Source organism: Candidatus Poriferisocius sp. (assembly GCF_965219815.1).
Lineage (GTDB): Bacteria > Actinomycetota > Acidimicrobiia > Acidimicrobiales > Bin134 > Poriferisocius.
Map to the genome: position 1 here is coordinate 1,345,236 of NZ_OZ244791.1, position 16,832 is coordinate 1,362,067.

General features: G+C 63.8%; 16 protein-coding genes. 3 read left to right on the top strand and 13 right to left on the bottom strand.

Going from position 1 to position 16,832, the window contains the following annotated elements; all coding sequences use genetic code 11:
- Positions 1-33: 33 nt before the first annotated feature.
- The 9 genes from ACOQPI_RS06370 to ACOQPI_RS06410 form a co-directional block, all read right to left on the bottom strand.
- Positions 34-2,634, bottom strand: coding sequence for a DEAD/DEAH box helicase (locus ACOQPI_RS06370; protein WP_420618850.1), 2,601 nt, complete (start codon positions 2,632-2,634; stop codon positions 34-36).
- Complete coding sequence (locus ACOQPI_RS06375; RefSeq protein WP_420618851.1) at positions 2,631-3,056, bottom strand: hypothetical protein; 426 nt, start codon at positions 3,054-3,056, stop codon at positions 2,631-2,633. The genes ACOQPI_RS06370 and ACOQPI_RS06375 overlap by 4 nt, the downstream gene beginning before the upstream one ends.
- Before the next feature lie 113 nt (positions 3,057-3,169).
- Positions 3,170-4,150 carry an IS481 family transposase gene (locus ACOQPI_RS06380; RefSeq protein ID WP_420618557.1) on the bottom strand — a complete coding sequence of 327 codons (981 nt, stop codon included), beginning with the start codon at positions 4,148-4,150 and terminating at the stop codon, positions 3,170-3,172.
- A gap of 53 nt (positions 4,151-4,203) precedes the next feature.
- Positions 4,204-5,439 (bottom strand): site-specific DNA-methyltransferase, encoded by a 1,236-nt coding sequence (locus tag ACOQPI_RS06385; protein ID WP_420618852.1) that lies wholly within the window; start codon positions 5,437-5,439, stop codon positions 4,204-4,206.
- 682 nt (positions 5,440-6,121) lie between these two features.
- Positions 6,122-6,508 carry a clan AA aspartic protease gene (locus tag ACOQPI_RS06390; RefSeq protein ID WP_420618853.1) on the bottom strand — a complete coding sequence of 129 codons (387 nt, stop codon included), beginning with the start codon at positions 6,506-6,508 and terminating at the stop codon, positions 6,122-6,124.
- Positions 6,490-6,780, bottom strand: a complete 291-nt coding sequence (locus ACOQPI_RS06395; protein ID WP_420618854.1) for a hypothetical protein — start codon at positions 6,778-6,780, stop codon at positions 6,490-6,492. The genes ACOQPI_RS06390 and ACOQPI_RS06395 overlap by 19 nt, the downstream gene beginning before the upstream one ends.
- 179 nt (positions 6,781-6,959) lie before the next feature.
- Positions 6,960-7,562 carry a metallophosphoesterase gene (locus tag ACOQPI_RS06400; RefSeq protein WP_420618855.1) on the bottom strand — a complete coding sequence of 201 codons (603 nt, stop codon included), beginning with the start codon at positions 7,560-7,562 and terminating at the stop codon, positions 6,960-6,962.
- 122 nt (positions 7,563-7,684) lie between these two features.
- The gene (locus tag ACOQPI_RS06405) at positions 7,685-9,361 is read right to left on the bottom strand and encodes an N-acyl-D-amino-acid deacylase family protein (RefSeq protein WP_420618856.1); all 1,677 of its coding nucleotides are present in this window, start codon (positions 9,359-9,361) and stop codon (positions 7,685-7,687) included.
- A gap of 70 nt (positions 9,362-9,431) precedes the next feature.
- Entirely contained in the window at positions 9,432-10,316 is an 885-nt protein-coding gene (locus ACOQPI_RS06410) for a methylenetetrahydrofolate reductase (protein WP_420618857.1), read from the bottom strand.
- A 135-nt stretch (positions 10,317-10,451) separates the two neighbouring features.
- On the opposite strand from ACOQPI_RS06410, the gene ACOQPI_RS06415 reads away from it, so the two are divergent.
- The 3 genes from ACOQPI_RS06415 to ACOQPI_RS06425 are packed head-to-tail and all read left to right on the top strand — an operon-like array spanning position 10,452 to position 14,752.
- Positions 10,452-12,983 carry a GcvT family protein gene (locus tag ACOQPI_RS06415; protein ID WP_420618858.1) on the top strand — a complete coding sequence of 844 codons (2,532 nt, stop codon included), beginning with the start codon at positions 10,452-10,454 and terminating at the stop codon, positions 12,981-12,983.
- 15 nt (positions 12,984-12,998) lie between these two features.
- Positions 12,999-13,775, top strand: coding sequence for an electron transfer flavoprotein subunit beta/FixA family protein (locus tag ACOQPI_RS06420; protein ID WP_420620997.1), 777 nt, complete (start codon positions 12,999-13,001; stop codon positions 13,773-13,775).
- Positions 13,775-14,752, top strand: a complete 978-nt coding sequence (locus ACOQPI_RS06425; RefSeq protein ID WP_420618859.1) for an electron transfer flavoprotein subunit alpha/FixB family protein — start codon at positions 13,775-13,777, stop codon at positions 14,750-14,752. The genes ACOQPI_RS06420 and ACOQPI_RS06425 overlap by 1 nt, the downstream gene beginning before the upstream one ends.
- Before the next feature lie 40 nt (positions 14,753-14,792).
- On the opposite strand, the gene ACOQPI_RS06430 is transcribed toward ACOQPI_RS06425, so the two are convergent.
- The 4 genes from ACOQPI_RS06430 to ACOQPI_RS06445 form a co-directional block, all read right to left on the bottom strand.
- A complete protein-coding gene (locus ACOQPI_RS06430; protein ID WP_420618860.1) occupies positions 14,793-15,221 on the bottom strand; it encodes a type II toxin-antitoxin system VapC family toxin in 429 nt (142 codons plus the stop codon).
- Positions 15,218-15,496: a type II toxin-antitoxin system Phd/YefM family antitoxin gene (locus ACOQPI_RS06435; RefSeq protein ID WP_420618861.1), complete on the bottom strand. Its 279-nt coding sequence runs from the start codon at positions 15,494-15,496 to the stop codon at positions 15,218-15,220. Before ACOQPI_RS06435 ends, ACOQPI_RS06430 begins: the two co-directional genes overlap by 4 nt.
- A gap of 77 nt (positions 15,497-15,573) precedes the next feature.
- Positions 15,574-16,317, bottom strand: a complete 744-nt coding sequence (locus ACOQPI_RS06440; RefSeq protein WP_420618862.1) for an IclR family transcriptional regulator — start codon at positions 16,315-16,317, stop codon at positions 15,574-15,576.
- 68 nt (positions 16,318-16,385) lie between these two features.
- Positions 16,386-16,811: a GFA family protein gene (locus ACOQPI_RS06445; protein WP_420618863.1), complete on the bottom strand. Its 426-nt coding sequence runs from the start codon at positions 16,809-16,811 to the stop codon at positions 16,386-16,388.
- Positions 16,812-16,832: the final 21 nt, after the last annotated feature.

Here is a 16,832-nt window from a genome sequence, read left to right on the forward strand (position 1 = left end):
GAGGACGCCGGTGTGGGGCTGGGCATGCGTTATTCAAAGTTCGTCTCCTGCGAATAGCATTTCGTTTAGGCGCGCCTGCCACTCGTCTTGGTCGACGACCTCGAAGCGCATCACCTTGTTCTGCATGGTGGGTACGAACTCGGCCCAGTCGGCCTTGCGGGCATGGTCGCTGCATATGTCGAAGACAGATCGCTTGTACTCCGTGTCCTCTGCCTCCTTCAGATGGCCTCCCTTGGTCTCGACCACAAAGACCTGGTGGAAGTCGTTGTCTGCCCCGGACTCGTCATCTCGCAGTGTCACAATGAAATCGGCGTAGATCCGGCGTGGCTTCCAGCCCTGTACGTAATAGTCCTTGCGGGCACGGTTGCGGTACCAGAAGAACAGCCTCGCCTGGGCATCTAGGTAGGTCGCGACTTGGTTTTCGTAGTCGTTGAGATCGTCCTCCGTGGTTACGTCGAAAAGGTTGTGTTGGTAGGAGGCGCCGTCGTCGCGGTTCGCTTGTTTTGCCCTCGGCGCCTCTATTTCACTGGGAAGGCGATTGAAGCTGAGGCCATCGCCGACGACTAGGAATCTCATTTGTCCCGACGCCAGCAACCCTTCGAAGACCTCGCGTGACAGGCGGTCACGCTCCATCTCGACTTGTCGGCGCAATTCTTCGAGCACGAAGGTGTAGTTCGCAGCAATCTGTGGGGTGGGATAACGCTTGAGCAAGCTCTCAAATGCACGGATGGCCAGTTCGCGTCCTCGCCATGGGTTGGGAACCATATCCAAGAGGTGACTAGCCGCGAAGAAGAAGTCTACCGGATCGCCACCCCTGACGGAGTCGGCAGTCTCGGAGGATCCGTTTTGTCCTGGGTGGGCACTCTGGCCGGCCTCCGGCTTCGGAACTTTCGACTCCCCGCTGAGGTTCGCTCGCAAGTAGTGATCGTCTGTTCGCCTCTCATTCAGCGTCAGAGCCTCCAGCGGCGAGAGGTCGATTTCGTCCCACGGCAATCGTGACAGGATGTCCGCCTCATAGTGGACCAAGCGCCAACCGTCGGCGTCCTTGATCATGAACGCTGGCAGCACTAGCTGGCGCGCCGACTTTCGATACTCCGCCCGCTGCCGTGTCGTAATCGTGCTCTCGGTAGGTTCGTGGCTGTCTTCAGGGCCTTTTTCCTTGTCTTCGAGGACTTTGCCTTCGAGGCCCTGAAGGCCCTCTAGGCCGAATCCCTTTCGTACCTCTTTGAGTACGTCTGCTCCACGCCGGCTGTAGCAGAACACGTAGCTCTCGTCGAGGTGAGCTACTCCCGTCTTGCACGCGTAGGGCTGACGCAAGATCCTCCCCACAAGTTGCGTTAGCCCGGTCTTCGAGGTTGGGTTGGCAAGGATGGTTAGTACATAGGCGAAGGGGCAGTCCCAGCCCTCCTGTAGAGCTTGTTTGGTGATGATGAAGCGGATTGGGCAGTCGCGTGACATCAAGCCACCGACGTCGTCAACCTCCTTGAGTTCGTCCGTCGAACTCGTCTTTATGGCGATGTGCTCCGGGGCGATGCCCGGGTGTTGAAGCAGGTATTCGCGCACATCATCTGTATGTACATATCCCGGCTTGCGCTGCTCCTTTCCAGTTCGCTCCACCTGGATGACGCAGATAGGCCGGATATAGGTTCCGGAATCGGCCTCATGGCGCCGTGCCTCGGCCTCGAGCTGCCTACGATGCTCCACTGAATCCAACAGCGTGTCGCGCCAGTCGCCGCTCGCCTTATTGCGGATGTGCAAGTCCAGCTTGATCATCTCTTCCGCGTTGAGGTCTCGGCCAAGGACCTCCACGAGCACGTTGGCGCCTCTGGCTGGCGTGGCCGACAGTTCGACGATCATGCAGGGGTTGAAACCTTCCAGAGTCGCTTTAGCACTGGCGCTGTACGCCTTGTGCCCTTCGTCGAGAATGATCAGCGGGCGCAGGACCCGCACAGTGTTCCCGAGGGAACTCTTGACGTACCGGCCCCACAAACCGGCCGCCTGCTCGAAAGTGTCAAGATTGGGAAAGTCGTCAAGGAGCTTGGTATGCGCGACTGGGTCGTCGTCAGCCGGAAAGAACTGGTCGAAGCCTCCGCTGTCTCGGAACATTCGCAGCGTGTCCTTTGTTTGCCGGTTGGCCGACGGCAGCATGAGCAAGAGGACACATAGGTTCTCGGCGACATCGCGGGGCCCGAAGGCTGTGGTTTTCTCGAAGATGAGCGTGCGTTGGCCCGACGACAGATCGAGTTGCTGGCGGTAGGGGTGGTCGAGGTCTTTGAGCGCCTTAAGCGTCTGGTTGTAGATCTGCGTCGTTGGCACGATCCACAGCACCAAGCCGCGCCGATTCCCCCGAAAGAGCGCGTTGACAAGACCGATGACCCGCGTCGCAAGCAACGTCTTGCCGCCCCCCGTTGGGATCTTGAGGCAGAAGGCGGGCAGTTGTTCGTTAAGACCGTTGCGGCGGGGACGGTAAGTTCGCCCAGTTATGGTCTTGGACCAGGCCCGCTGCACCCAGTCGAACTCGAAGTCGGGATCCAGTCCTCGGGCTTCTGCTTCCTTCTCCCGCCACGCCGCGAGTTCTTCAAGAAAAGAGCGGACTGTCGCCAGTGCCCGCTGCTGGTATTCCTTCAGAATCAAATTTCTAGCCTCTCAATGGCTTCGTAGATCTGGAAGGGGAGCTGCTGGAAGTCGATTCGGTATTGGTGAAGAAACTCGCGGTCGAGGTACTTGGTTGGAGCAAAGACGAGCTTGCGCCGAGATCCTGCTGGAAGGGTCCGGGCCACCGGCAGCGATAGGGCCAGACTCTTGAGCTGCTCGACGTCCGGTTCGTAGATGAGGAATACGTCGTGGGATTCGGTGCGTCCAACGAACCCGGTCTCCCGTTTGGTTTCGACCGGGTCGAATTCCTGTCCAGTCGCGGTGAAGAAAATGTACGACGCGAGTTTTTCCCACGACGGTAGGTGAGAGCCGTCAAGGAGCGACTCCTGGCGCATGGGGCGCCCGAGTTCGAAAAAGCTGAAGGCGCCACCGAGCCCGGCCCTTAGAACTTCGTCATTCACATCTGGGACCCCTTCGATGACTCGGCGGACTCGCTCGGCGGTGATGCTGTCGGCGTAATCCTCAAATTCGATGAGGATGAAGCGACGGGTACCGCCGTCTTGGCGGTTCTGGGCTAGTTGTAATGTTCATAGAGGTTGTTGACGCGGCTGGCTGGTGTGCCGTTGATGGCGGTGTGGTGCCTGTGGAGATTGTAGTTGTGGACCCAGGTCTGGAGTCGGCGTCGGCGGTCGGACTCTGATCTGAATTTGTAGTTGTAGAGGAACTCGTCTGCGAGGGTCCGGTTGAACCGCTCGACTTTGCCGTTGGTCTGGGGCCGGTAGGGTCGGGTGCGCCGGTGTTCGGTGCGGTTTTGGGCGAGCGCGTCGGCGAAGGCCTTGGAGGTGAAGTTGCGGCCGTTGTCGGTCATGACCGCGTCGATGCCGACGTTGAGCTTGTTGAACCAGCAGCGGGCGTTGCGCCAGAACGCTGCGGCGGTGTCGCCGCGCTCGTTGTCGTGCGCCTCGACGTAGGCGACGCGGCTGTGGTCGTCGACGGCGACGTGCAGGTACGTGTACCCGAGGCGGCGTTTGCGCTTGGCCTTGGGGGAGCCCCTGCCGTGGACCCGCCACCCGCCGCCCGGGGGCACCTTGGCGACCTTCTTCACGTCGATGTGGACCAACTCGCCGGGGTGGGCCTTCTCGTAGCGGCGCACCCGCTGGCCGGTCGGACGGTCGATCCAGCCGAGGCGGTTCAGGCCGTGGCGGCACAGCACCCGGTGCACCGTCGAAGCAGGCACCCCCACCCGGGCGGCCAGACGCTGCGGCCCCAGCCGCTTGTTGCGCCGCAGCCGGCAGATCTTCTGCTCGATTCGATCAGGGGTCTTCGCCGGAGACGAGCGGGGCCGGCTGGAGCGGTCCGCCAAACCGGCTGGCCCCTCGGCCTCGTACCGGCGCACCCACTTGTCCACCGTCTGGCGCGAACAGCCCATCTGGGCCGCCACCGCCGTCATCGACTGGCCGGCGGCCACCCGCTCGACCATCACCAGCCTCGAATGCGGCGACAACCGCGGACGCGGCGCACCCCTCCGAGCCGTCGCTGCACTACTGTCGTTCACTGAGCCTCCGTTCGCAGTCCGGGATCACAACAGACCCACACTGCCACGGAGGCTCAACCCATCAAAGGACCCGAACCGTCAACAAGGTCCATGGGCATTACAGCTAGTACTGCTTGGGCTGTGGTGCCAGAGCCAGCGAAGGAGTCCAGAACGATGGAATCCGGATCCGTAGCGAAGGAAAGCAATTCAGCGATCAGCGTTGAGGGTTTGGGGTTCTTGAAGACTTGGAGCACTTCCGGGAAAATCCCTCGCATCTCGTTTGCTCCTCGACGCGAGTCGATCCCCTGGATGACGCTTCCTAGCTTGGCCTCGTAGTCGTCGACGTATGCCTTGATTTCGATGATCTTCGTTTCGTCGGCTCCAAAAATCACGCGATCTTCCGCCAACATTTCGTTCATTGTGGAAAGCGGAAAGCGGTAGCCCATCAGGGGTTCCTTGCAGGGCTTGCCGGTCTTAGGATGGATCACGTCATACCTGTAGCCTTCGCGGCCCGGGTTGTGAACGCTTTGGCTGCCAGTGAAGACGCCGCCCTCGTCGATGAACTTGTAGCGATCAAGGGGCCGAACCTGCGCCTTGTGTTCCCTTAGCCACCGTGAGTACTCCTGCTGTCGCTCCTCCGGTTCCGGATGAGATTCGAGAAGCTCGGCACCGATGCGCTGAAGCACTTCCTTTGGCCCAAAGCTCGCCGACTTCCACACTTCCTCTAGCTCCGGCTTGTTGGCGGCGTAGCAAACGATGTACTCGTGCTCGGTGGCGATGTTCGTCGGGTTGTTGTCGGTAGAGCCATGCCAGATGATCTGCCCCACACGGTTGTTCTCTCCGAACACCTCATCCATCAGACAGCTCAGGTGATGCACCTCGTTGTCATCGATCGACACGAAGATCACGCCATCCTCCCGGAGCAGCTCGCGCAGAAGCTTGAGTCGGGGCAACATCATGCAGCACCATTTGTCGTGGCGGGTCAGGTCGTCGCGGTCCACCACGCGCCCCAGCCAGTCCTGCATAAGGGGCGAATTAACCTTGTCGTTGTACGCCCAACCTTCCTTTCCCGTGTTATACGGCGGGTCGATATAGATGCACTTCACCTTGCCGTGGTAGGTCGGCAGCAGGGACTTCAGAGCCGCGAGGTTGTCGCCGTGCACGATCAGGTTGTCGTGCAGGCTCGCCTGTTCGCTTAGCCCCTTGTCTCGCACCGGCAGCAGCTCGTGGAAAGGCACCGCCAGATGGTGGTTTTCGACGAACACCCTTCCTTTGAAGTTCAGTCTTGGCAAGGCGCCCTCCTCCAGCATCTTCAGCGCATGGCAATGCTAATCCCAGGGCACCCCCCATAGAACGGACTAGACACGCTCGACCGACCTACACAGCAGTGGCCCCGGGCGGCGGCGTTAGGACGCTGCCATAGTCGGCTCGATGGCTCGCTCACCACACTTGGGAACTGGCATCGGCGTGGGCCGTGCTCGCCTGTCGCCGACGGGCGGCTCCGCAGGTATCGCATTCACAATTCGGTAGGGCCTGCCAGTTAGGGTTGGAGCGTGAAGCGGTTGTCGTATCCATTGCCAAGAGAGCAGGCCTACGAGCTGTTTGAGGAGACGAGAGATCGCCCCGCCAACGGTCCAGAAGATGAGCAGACCGTGGATGCCATTGTGAGTGGGCAAGACCTGTTGGCTGATGACCTTCACATATGCAAAAGCTTGAAGTGGGCTACTGATAGATACGAAGACGAGCAGAGCCTGGGATTCAAACGGAGCGGCTATGGCCCTCCGAAGCCGCTAGACGAGCCTCCGATTTCCAATAACTAACTGCGCGTGGGTTGAGACAGCGACGACAACTACGTGCCACCCTCTGCCAGCCGCCAGCCGGATGAACTGCCTTCAACGACCATCTGATGAGGATCCGACTGTAGGACAACGGATCATGGGCCGAGGGTGGAATGCTCAACCAAACAGCCGAGCCCACTAGGCGGCTGTACGTTTACGCGGCGGCCTCTATACGCACGCCGCCCCCGTCGTAAACCTGGATGCTCAATTCATGCCCGTCCATCAGCAGCATGCCCACGAGCGGGGTGGTGTCCGCTTCGTCGACCATGACACTCCGCGGTTGGCCTTCCCACTGCACCGTGGCCTCGTAGGTGTTGAATGACACTTCGCTGCCGTCTGCCAAAACCGCCCAGTTGGTGATGCTGAAGACCAATCCCAACTCCGCCACGAGCGAAGACGGCACTGAGAGGTATCCGTTGAAGCCCGTGTCGACCACGGCTTCAAGCTCCTGTGGCATCCCCACCGGACCTTGTAGGGAGAGGGGGATGACGGCCTCATAGGAGGAGTTCACCACGCCTTCTATCACTCCGTCCCCCGCCAAGGTCGCCCCCCAAAGTGGCGTACCACCCTATGCCCAACCCGATGCAGATATGCGTCTACGACGTCGGGATACTGCTCGCGGAGGCGCCTCCCTGCGAACAGAAGGTCTTCGGTCAGAATCCAGTTGCCGGTCTCGACGTCGATAGCCACGTACTCGCCGTTGTGGTCCGGTTCCACCTGCGCCTTGATGTCCCGGTCGTAGATCTCTCTCCCGAGCCGAGCGGTCTCCTCCTTGGGCCTGCGCTGGCGCTCCGGTGTTTGTGCATCCGCCATATACTTGCCTTCCTTTCACCCAATTTCCATGTATCTCATACTAGTTGACCCTTGACCGGTTGCCAACTCAGCGTATCAGCGTCCATTTGTTCTCTGGACAGTCCCGTCTCCGCCAAGCCCCTGACTGGCCAGGCGGGGGCTCTTACATCGTCGGCTTAGCGGGGTGGTTCGAGGTCGGCTCACGTTTGGTTGGCGATGGGGGTGTTCGAGGGGCCTCTCTTGATGAGGTCGGCGATGGCTTGCTCCGAGACGGGGGCGAAGTTCCAGGCGTCGACACCGACGTTGATCTGGCGGTGTTGTTGGCGCCATTTCTCGTGGATGTGTCCGTGTAGCAGCCAGCCTCCGTCGTCTTGGGGGCGCCACTGGGTGTATTTCATGTCGTGGCGGGCGTCGAGCTTGTACGGGAAGTGGCTGAGGCGCGCTGCCTGCCCGGCGATTATGTGGGGCTCGGGGTTGTCGATGATCTTCTCTATCCCGCCGATGCGGTAGTAGTCGGCCCGCTCCCAGCGGTGGTCTTTGTGGCCCTGCCAGCACCGGTCGTGGTTACCGGGCACCAGGATTTTGCGCCCCCTGAGGCGCGCGACATGGCCGGCTAGCCCCTGATCCTTCTTGCCCATCACCAGATCACCGAGGATCCACACTTCGTCTTCGTCGGCCACCACGTCGTTCCAGCGGGCGACCATCTCTTTGTCCATTGCGTCGGCATCGACAAACGGACGACCGCAGTACCTGATGATGTTGGAATGCCCGAAATGGTGATCGGACGTGTACCACCTGTCCATCTGACCAACGTCGCATCCCCGGCAACCAGCGCGCCAACGAAATTCCCCCACGCCAGCAGACCTCACCAGCCTCTTCGGTTTTGGGATTTTGGAGCGACTGGAGGGGAGGGGAACGCCGCTCCCTAGCAGGAGTCGATCACCATTCCCGGCGTGGCGCCTTCGAGGTCGGTGCCGTTCTGGCGGGTGGGGGTGCCGTTGACCCAGATGTGCTCGATGCCTTGGCTGCGGGCGATGAGGCGGTCGCCGTCGGCGGGGAAGTCCCAGGCTCTCTCGGGGTGGGTCTCGCCCACGGTGTCGAGGTCGAAGGCCACGAGGTCGGCGGCTTTGCCCTCTTCGATCGTGCCTCGGTCGGCCAGCCCCCACAGGGCGGCGGGCTGGCCGCTCATCCGCCATACCGCCTGCTCCAGGGTCATGGCCTGCTCCTCTCGCACCCAGTAGCGGAGGGTGTAGCTCGGGTAGCAGGAGTCGCACAGCATGTCGACGTGGGCCCCGGCATCGTGGGCGCCGAGAACGGTGCGGGGGTCGGTGACCAACTCGGTCAGCTCGGCCTTGTCGGTGCGGGGCAGGTTGCGGAATCGGGTGGCAAGGCCATCCTCCAAGGCCAAGTCCAGCATCACCTCCAGCGGGTGGCCGCCCCGGGCCGCGGCCACATCGGCCAGCGGAACACCCCGCAGGTCGAAATGGCAGCCGGTTTCCTCCACCGAAGTGCGTCGGAAGTAGCCCTGGATGTCGCCGTCGAGAAAGTCGGTCTGGTCGGCGATGGACTCCATCTGCGCCAAGGCCCGCTCTCGCCAGGCGGGGTCGGCGTAGGCCGCGGCCATGGCGTCTGTGCCCCGGCCCAGCACCTCGGAGAACGCGGGCACCCGGCTCCACTGGTAGGGGTTCTCCAGGCTCATCTGGGTAGTGATGAACCGGGTGCTGGTCTGGGGCCACAGCTGGCCGCCCACCGAGGTGCCCCGCTCCAGCATGTCCATGGCTGATCCGGGCGGGCCGAACAGGCCGGGGAGCACCGCGCCCCAGGTGATGGGCACGCCATGGTCTCGCGACAATTGGGCCACTTCCTCGATCTCCATCAGCGGCCCGTAGGTGATCTCGATGATGCCCCGGCCGACCTCGGCAAGCGTCTCCACCAGGGCGGCCACCTCCCGGATATCGGCGAATCGGCTGGGCACTGGCCGTCCCTGGGGTCCTTGGTGCGACGGCGCCTGGGAGGTGGAAATGCCCACCGCCCCGGCGTCCATCGCTTCCCGGGTGAGTCGGCGGATCTCGGCCAGTTCGGCGTCGGTGGCGGTCCGGGAAAAGGCGGCGTCGGGACCCATCACGTAGAGCCGCACCATGGAGTGGGGCACGAATGCCCCCAGGTTGATCCGCTTGGGCAGTGCTCGCACGGCGTCCAGATACTCGGGGAACGTCTCGAAGCACCAGTCGATGCCCTCCCGCAGGGTGTCGACCCGCATCCCCTCCACCAGCTCCAGGGTTTCCATAACCAAGTCGCGGTCCTCGGGTTTGGTGGGGGCGATCCCGAACCCGCAGTTCCCCTGCACCACGGTGGTGACCCCATGCCACGACGACGGGGTGAGGTCGGGATCCCAGAACACCTGGGCGTCGAAGTGGGTGTGGATGTCCACAAACCCCGGCGACACCACCAGCCCCGACACATCCACATCGGTGTCGCCGCCGTTTCGGGGGATGTCGCCGACCTCGGCGATTCGCCCGTCGGCCACCGTCACATCGGCCCGCCGCGCCGGTCCTCCGGTGCCGTCGACGACGGTTCCCCCTCGCAGTGTGAAGTGCTTCATTCAGGACTCCCCGAGCTCAATGCTCCTGGAACCCTACTTCTACCCGAGCAGAGCCGGGCGCTCAGGCTGGTTAGCTGTGGAGGAGGGCTTGGCGCCAGGCGGCGGTGGTGGCCACCTGGTTGAAGGTGAAGATGTGCAGGCCGTCGATGCCCAGGGGGGCGAGCTGGCTGCTGAGAGCCTCTAGCAGGTCGGAGGGATCGTGGGCCGATGAGCCCAGCAGCTTGGCCATGGAGCGGCGGTTCTTGCGGAGGTAGCGAAGCGACTGGCCCACGCCGAGGCGGGCGCCGATGGTGAGCAGCTTGGTGCGCTCCACTGCGCCGGGAATGCCCAGATGCACCGGCAGCGTCAGTCCGTCATTCCGCTCGGCCTTGAGCCAGGCGATGATCTTGGCCGGATCGAAGCACATCTGGGTACTGCAATACCCGCGCAGGCCGGCCTCGGTCAGCAGCTCCTGCTTGGCGAACAAGGCGCTGCGGCGCTCGTCCTCGCCAATGAGGGGGTGGCCGTCGGGATAGGCGGCAATTCCCACCGTGTCGAGGCCGTGGTCGTGCTCGAACAGGTCCTTCATGAAACTGTGGGCATCGTGATAGGCACCCGGCTCGGTGGCGTCCCCGCCGATCACGAAGGCGGTGGTAACCCCGTTGTCCTTGGCCCAGTCGGCCAGATCCTTTACTTGGCCACGGTCCCTCATCAAACGGGCAGAGAAATGGGGGATGGCGTGATGCCCCCGCTTGATCAGCTCTTGGGCCAGATCCAGCGTGGCGTTTTGACCCTTGGCGGCCGATGCGGTCACCGAAACCCGTGAATTCGGGGGAAGCGCGTCGATGGCTTCTGGGGCGCTGTTCAGCGGGATGATCTCGAAGACCGCGCTGCGAATAAGCTCCTGAACGTCGGGATTCGGACCGGTCGGTTGCGGTTCTTCCCACCGCGATAGACTGGCCGAGTCGTTCCGCATAACGGAACTGTACCATAATACGGACCAGAAGTGCAATACTTGCAGGCAGCACGGCCTGTTGAGGAAGCGAGTTGGGCATGACGATGGGCGAGAAGTCGAGCAAGGGCCACACGACGGAAACAATGGAGGCAGGACATGGCTGAGGTCCCCGAAAAAGCCAAGTGTGTTGTTATCGGCGCGGGAATCGTGGGCAACTGCCTGGTCGGACACCTGAGCAAGCTGGGTTGGACCGACCTGGTGCTGCTGGACAAGGGCCCATTGCCCAACCCCGGCGGTTCTACCGGCCACGCCTCCAACTTCATCTTCCCGGTGGACCACAACAAGGAGATGTGTCTGCTGGGGGAGCAGAGCGCCAACCAGTACCGAGACCTGGGGCTCTCGGTGGACTCGGGGGGCATTGAGGTGGCCCGCACCCAAGAGCGCGTCGACGAGCTCAAGCGTCGCATGACCTCGGCTGTCGCCTGGGGCATCGAGGCCCACCTGCTCACCCCCGACGAGGTCAAGGAGCTGGTGCCGTTCGTCAACACCGACATCGTCTTGGAGGGCTTCTACTGCCCCACGGTGTCGGTGGTCGACTCGTTGGAGACCGGCACCCAGATGCGCAACGTGGCGGTGAACGGCGGCTGCCATGTGGCGGCCAACACCGAGGTGCTCGACATCATCACCGAGGACGGCCCCAACCCCGGTGACCGCACCGTCAAGGCGGTGGTAACCGACAAGGGCACTATCGAGACCGAGTACGTGGTGATTGCCAGCGGCGTGTGGTCGAACCGGGTGGCCAACATGGCCGATGCCTACATCCCGCTGGTTCCCGCCGTGCATCAGATGGCCGACGTCGGCCCGCTAGACATCCTGGCCGAGACCAACAACGAGATCGGCTACCCCATTGTGCGGGACATGGACACCTTCTGCTACGAGCGCCAGTCGGCCGGTTCGATGGAGGTGGGCTCGTACGCCCACCGGCCCATCTTCCACCACCCCGACGACATCCCCTCCAACGAGGAAGCCGCCCTGTCGCCCACCGAGATGCCGTTCACCCCCGACGACTTCGACCTCCAGATGGAGCAGGCCATCGACCTCATGGACATGCTGGGCGACGCCGAGATCAAGTACGCCATCAACGGCCTGCTGTCGCTCACCCCCGACGCCATGCCGTGTTTGGGGGAGCTTCCCGAGGTTCGCAACCTGTGGTCGGCCGCGGCCATCTGGGTCAAGGAGGGGCCGGGCATGGCCCAAGTGGTGGCCGAGTGGATGACATTCGGCTATCCCCGGGTGATCGACGTCCACGGCGCGGATGTGTCCCGCTTCTATCCCGAGGAGCGGGGCGACGACCACATCTGGGACCGGGCCGCGGAGCATTTCAACAAGACCTACGGCATCGTCCACCCCCAAGAGCAGTGGGAGAGCCGCCGCAACCTGCGGGTCAGTCCCTATTTCTCCCGCCAGCAGGAGCTGAGCGCCGAGTTCTTCCAGGCTCGCACCTGGGAGCGGCCCCAGTGGTTCGAGTCGAACGCCGATCTGGTGGACCGCTACGAGGTGGAGGGCCGGGAGGTGGAGTGGGACGCCCGGTGGTGGAGCCCCATCACCGTGGCCGAGCACCTCAACCTGCGGGAGAACTGCGGGATGGTCGACCTCAGCGCTTTCCAGATATTCGAGCTGACCGGTCCGGGCGCGGTGGCCTACGCCGACTACCTGGCGGTCAACAAAATTGACGTGCCGGTGGGCCGCTCGATTTACACGCCGTGGCTGACCCCCGACGGCGGGTTCCACTCCGACCTGACCATGATGCGGATGGGCGACGAGCGGGTGCGCATCGTGACCGGGGTGTTCGACGGCGGCCGCGACGAGTTCTGGGCCCGTCGCCACCTGCCCACCGACGGCTCGGTGAGCTTCGCCAACATCACCGACCAGATCACCACCCTCGGGGTGTGGGGTCCCAACGCCCCCCACGTGATCGGCGCGCTGACCAGCCAAGACCTCAGCCAGGCCGGCTCGCCCTACGGCTCGCTGGTGGACGTGGAGCTGAACTGCGGGGGCCGCACCATTGCGGCCACGCTGTTCCGCATCTCTTATGTGGGTGACACCGGCTGGGAGATCTACGCCGCCTGGGACGACGGCCCGGTGCTGTGGGACGCGCTCATGGCGGTGGGCGCCGACTACGGGCTGCGCCCCACCGGCGGCGGGGTGTACGGCACCTCCGGGCGCCTGGAGAAGGGCTACCGGCTCATGGGGGCCGAGCTGGAGAGCGAGTACAACCCGCTGGAGGCAGGCCTGGCCCGCCCCAAGGTGAAGGCTGCCCCGTTCATCGGCAAGGAGCCGTACTTGGCCGCCCGAGAAGCCGGCGACCCCGAAGTGTCGATGTGCGTGCTCACGGTGGAGGATCAGACCGACGGCCAGGGGCGCAAGCGCTACATGCAGGGGGGCAACGAGCCGATCCTGACCCAGGACGGCCAGCGGATCACCGACTCCCACGGGCGGGTGTCGCGGGTGACCACCGCCGGGCCGGGACCATCGGTTGACAAGCACCTGCTGATGGCCTATCTGCCGGCGGAGTTGGCCCAGCCGGGCACCGACCTCCAGGTTATGTACATGAATGAGCTGTTCCCGGTGAAGGTGGCCAGCACCGGCGCGGTGTTCGACCCCGAAGACACCCGTTTGAGGGGCTGAGGAAGCGAATTGGCCATGAGGATCCTGTGCTGCGTCAAGCGGGTGCCGGCCCCGGGGGCCAAGATCAACGTGACAGACGATGGGCTGGCGGTGGACGCCTCCCATCTGGGCTTCGCCACCAGCCCCCACGAGGAGTGCGGGGTGGAGGAAGCGGTGCAGATCACCGAGCGCCACGGTGGCGAGGTAACCGTGCTGACGCTGGGCCCGGCCGAGGCGGCCGATCAGCTGCGGTACGCGGCATCGGTGGGAGCCCACCACGGCGTGCTGGTGGCCACCGATGGCTCGGCCTGGGACCCCCAGCGCACCGCAGTTGCGCTCACCGACGCCATCCGGGGCTTGGAGGCGGCTGACGGCCCCTTCGACCTATTGGTGTTCGGCAACGAGTCGGCCGACTCCGGGGGGTTTCAGGTGGGGGTGCGGGTGGCCTATGCCCTGGGCCGACCCATCGTCAACGGCATCAAGGGCATCGAGGTGGATACCGAGGCCGGAGGCGGCGTGGTTCGGGCCCGACGGGAGATCGACGGCGGCTTCGAGGTGTACGAGATGCCCATGCCCGCCGCCGTCGGGGTCAAAGAGGGCATCAACCTGCCCCGGTACCCCACCATGCGGGGCCGGCTGGCGTCCAAGAAGCTGGAGATCGCCGAGCAGGGCTCCGAGGCCGAACCCGGCGGGCAGTCGCTGGTGCGATTGCACCGGCCGAGGGAGACGGTTACCGAGACGGTGATCCTGGGGAACAGCCCCGAGGCAGCTCCGGCCGTGGTGGACGTGTTGGAAGAACTGGGAGTGGTGTGATGCTGCTCGTGGTGTTGGAGCACGACCGGGGCGCCATGGACGAGGCCGCCCGGGAGGCGCTGACCTTCGGGCGGAAGCTGGCAGCCCAGATGGGAGTGCCGCTGCATGCCGCGCTGATCGGCGCCGACGACGCTGAACTGGTGTCTGAAGCTGGCGCCTTCGGTGCCGAGGCGGTGTACACCGCCGTCCACGACGTGCTGAGTGACTTCGGCCCCGAGGCCTGGGGCGAAGCCGCAGCCGAGATGATTCGACAACTGAATCCGGGGGCAGTGCTGGCCGGAGGCAGCGAGCGGGGCAACGAGATCATGGCCCAGGTGGCCGCCCGACTCGATCTGCCCATGGTGGCCAACTGCCTCGAAGTAGACCTTAACGGAGGGGCAGGGGAGTGGGCTATCACCCGCCAGCAATGGGGCGGCTCGCTACTGGAGGACGCCCGGCTAGTTTCCGAGCGGCCCCTGTTAACCAGTGGCTTGCACACGCTGGCTGCCGAGCAGGCTGAGGCGGCGGTTGAACCTGTCGCCCAGGCAGTGGAAGTCGACCTGGACCCGTCGCTGGCTCGCACCATGGTCAAAGACCGGGTGGTTTTGGAAGCCGGGGTCACCCTGTCGACCGCCCCGGTGGTGATCGGCGGCGGCCGGGGCGTGGGATCGCCCGAGGCGTTCGCTCCCCTGGAGGAGCTGGCGGCCATGCTGGGCGGCCGGGTGGGTTGCAGCCGGGCGGTGACCAACAACGGCTGGCGGCCCCACTCCGATCAGGTGGGCCAGACCGGCACCCGCATCACCCCCGAGATCTACATCGCCTCGGGCATTTCCGGCGCCATCCAGCACTGGGTGGGAGCCAAGGCCAGCAAGCGCATCCTGGCCATCAATATCGACCCCGAAGCCAACATGGTGGTTAAGGCCGACTGGGCAGTCATCGCCGACCTCCACGAAGTAATCCCCGCCATCACCGAAGAGATCAAGCGCCGTCGCGCCTAAGGCTGGCATGGCTCAGCAGCACTTGCAGTTGTGGGGTGGCTCACACGTCTGCGATTGCTAGCCCTTCGAGCTCGGCTGCTTCTGACAGGCGGCGGTCCAAGCACATGAAGGGCAGTGACCCTCCTTCTAGCTGCTCGTTGACCATCAGGGCCGCACCGAGCTGTCCGGCATCAGCGGCCCTCAGGGGATGCCGGGCCAGAAGCAAGCTGGCACGCGACCTCACAGCCAGTATCTCGGTGACCTCATCCCAAGTATTGGCAATGAAATCCAACCGCTCGAGAACCTGTCGTCGGTCCCGACGCGACAGCGCTCCCTCCCGAGTCCGACGCTCGATTGCACTGGCGATCTCTACACGCGTCCACGCCCAGGTCACGATGGCGCTGTCGTCGGCCAACCAGGATCGGGCCAGGTTGGTGCCCGATTCCGAGACGATCAGAGGGACAAGCGCTGAAGCATCCCAGTACCTCACAAGCGGTCGGCACGGTCTTGATCTAGGGCCTCGGAGATGCTGGTTGGCAGCTCTAGAGGCGGCTCTTCCAGGATCGCCGCCGAGTCTCCTTGGCCCGGGCGCAAAACTCCTGCGCTGATCAGCCGCTCTCTATGGCTGTCGCCGATATTGGCCGGTGGGACCAGCCGGGCGACCGGATTACCTCTATCAAGAACCTGGATCTCGCCGCCACGGCGCACCTCGCGCAGATAGCGGGACAGGTTCGCCTTCAAGTCAGATACCGACACCGAACTCATATGACTAATCTAGTCATATTGATCTGACTAGACAAGACATGATACCTGGCCCGCCCTGTTGGCCGCATTCGGCTTGATCAGGCGGTGAGCTGGGAGGCGAGGCGATTGGCGGCGGCGGCGACGGCCAGGCCGTGGTCGTGGGCCAGATCGGGGTCGGGGAAGCGGAAGGCGGGGCCCTGAATGTGGAGTGCGGCCAGGGGATGGCCGTCCTTGCTTAGCACCGGGGCGGCCACCGAGTTCAGGTCTTCCACGAACTCCTCGTACACCCAGGCATATCCCAGGCTGCGCACTTGGGCGAGGCGATCTCGGATCGCATCGGGGTCAACCACTGTCCACTGGGTGCAGGCCTCAAGGGGTTGGCCAAGGCACTCCTCCTGCTGGTCGGCGGGGAGGTGGGCCAGCATGACCAGCCCCGAGGCCACCGCGTGCAGCGGGGAATATTCGCCGGTCCAGTCTCGGATTTGGATGTCGGAGGAGATGTGGGTCTGGTCCAGGTAGTAGGCCTGACCGTGGTCGATGATCGACAGTCCGGCCACCTCATGCAGCGCGTCGGTCAACTCCAGCAAGTGGGGCCGGGCTGCGGTGATGAGGTTGCGGGTGCCCGACGCCGCTCCGGTTATGTCGATCAGCCCGTCGCCCAGCTGGTACGCCCCCCCGGCCTCCATTTGGGTTACGGCGTTCTCGGCTTCCAGAGCGGCCAGCAGCCGGGCCACGGTGCTCTTGGGCAGTTTCACCTTCTCGGCTAGATCGGTCACTCCCAATGGCCCTTGGGCCAGCGTGCGAAGCAGCAAAAACGCCCGCTCAACCGACTGCACCGCCATATCCGCAGGATACCCCGCAAACCGGTCCTGTTCCGCAATGCGGAACGGTGATTTTTAAGTATTTCTTGCTAGTCGCGGTCCAGAGTCTCGATTCCGGGAGTGAGCGTGTGGTAGTCGGATGCGTCCTCGGCGTATATCACCAGCTCGGTGGACAGCCCGGTAGGAGGGTCGAGAGATCCGGCCCAGATCTCAATGGTGTCCAGTTTCCGCTCCGACTCTCCGGGAGGCGGGGCAATTACCTTCCAGAACAGCGAGCTTCCGCACCGTCGACAGAAGCCGTAAGCCACATCGGGCCATTCTTCGGGGTGGTACCACTCCAGCGTCTCGTCGGCGATCAGGCGAAGATGGTCTCGGCGACAGCTGGTGGCGGCGGTGAAGTGCCCCGTCCAGCGCCGACACCGGTCGCAGTGGCAGTTCCACACCCCCCGGGCCGGCCCGTCGATCACGTATCTCACGGCCCCGCACATGCACCGCCCGCTCAACTGTTCGGCCATGGCTTTACCTCCCAGGTCTCT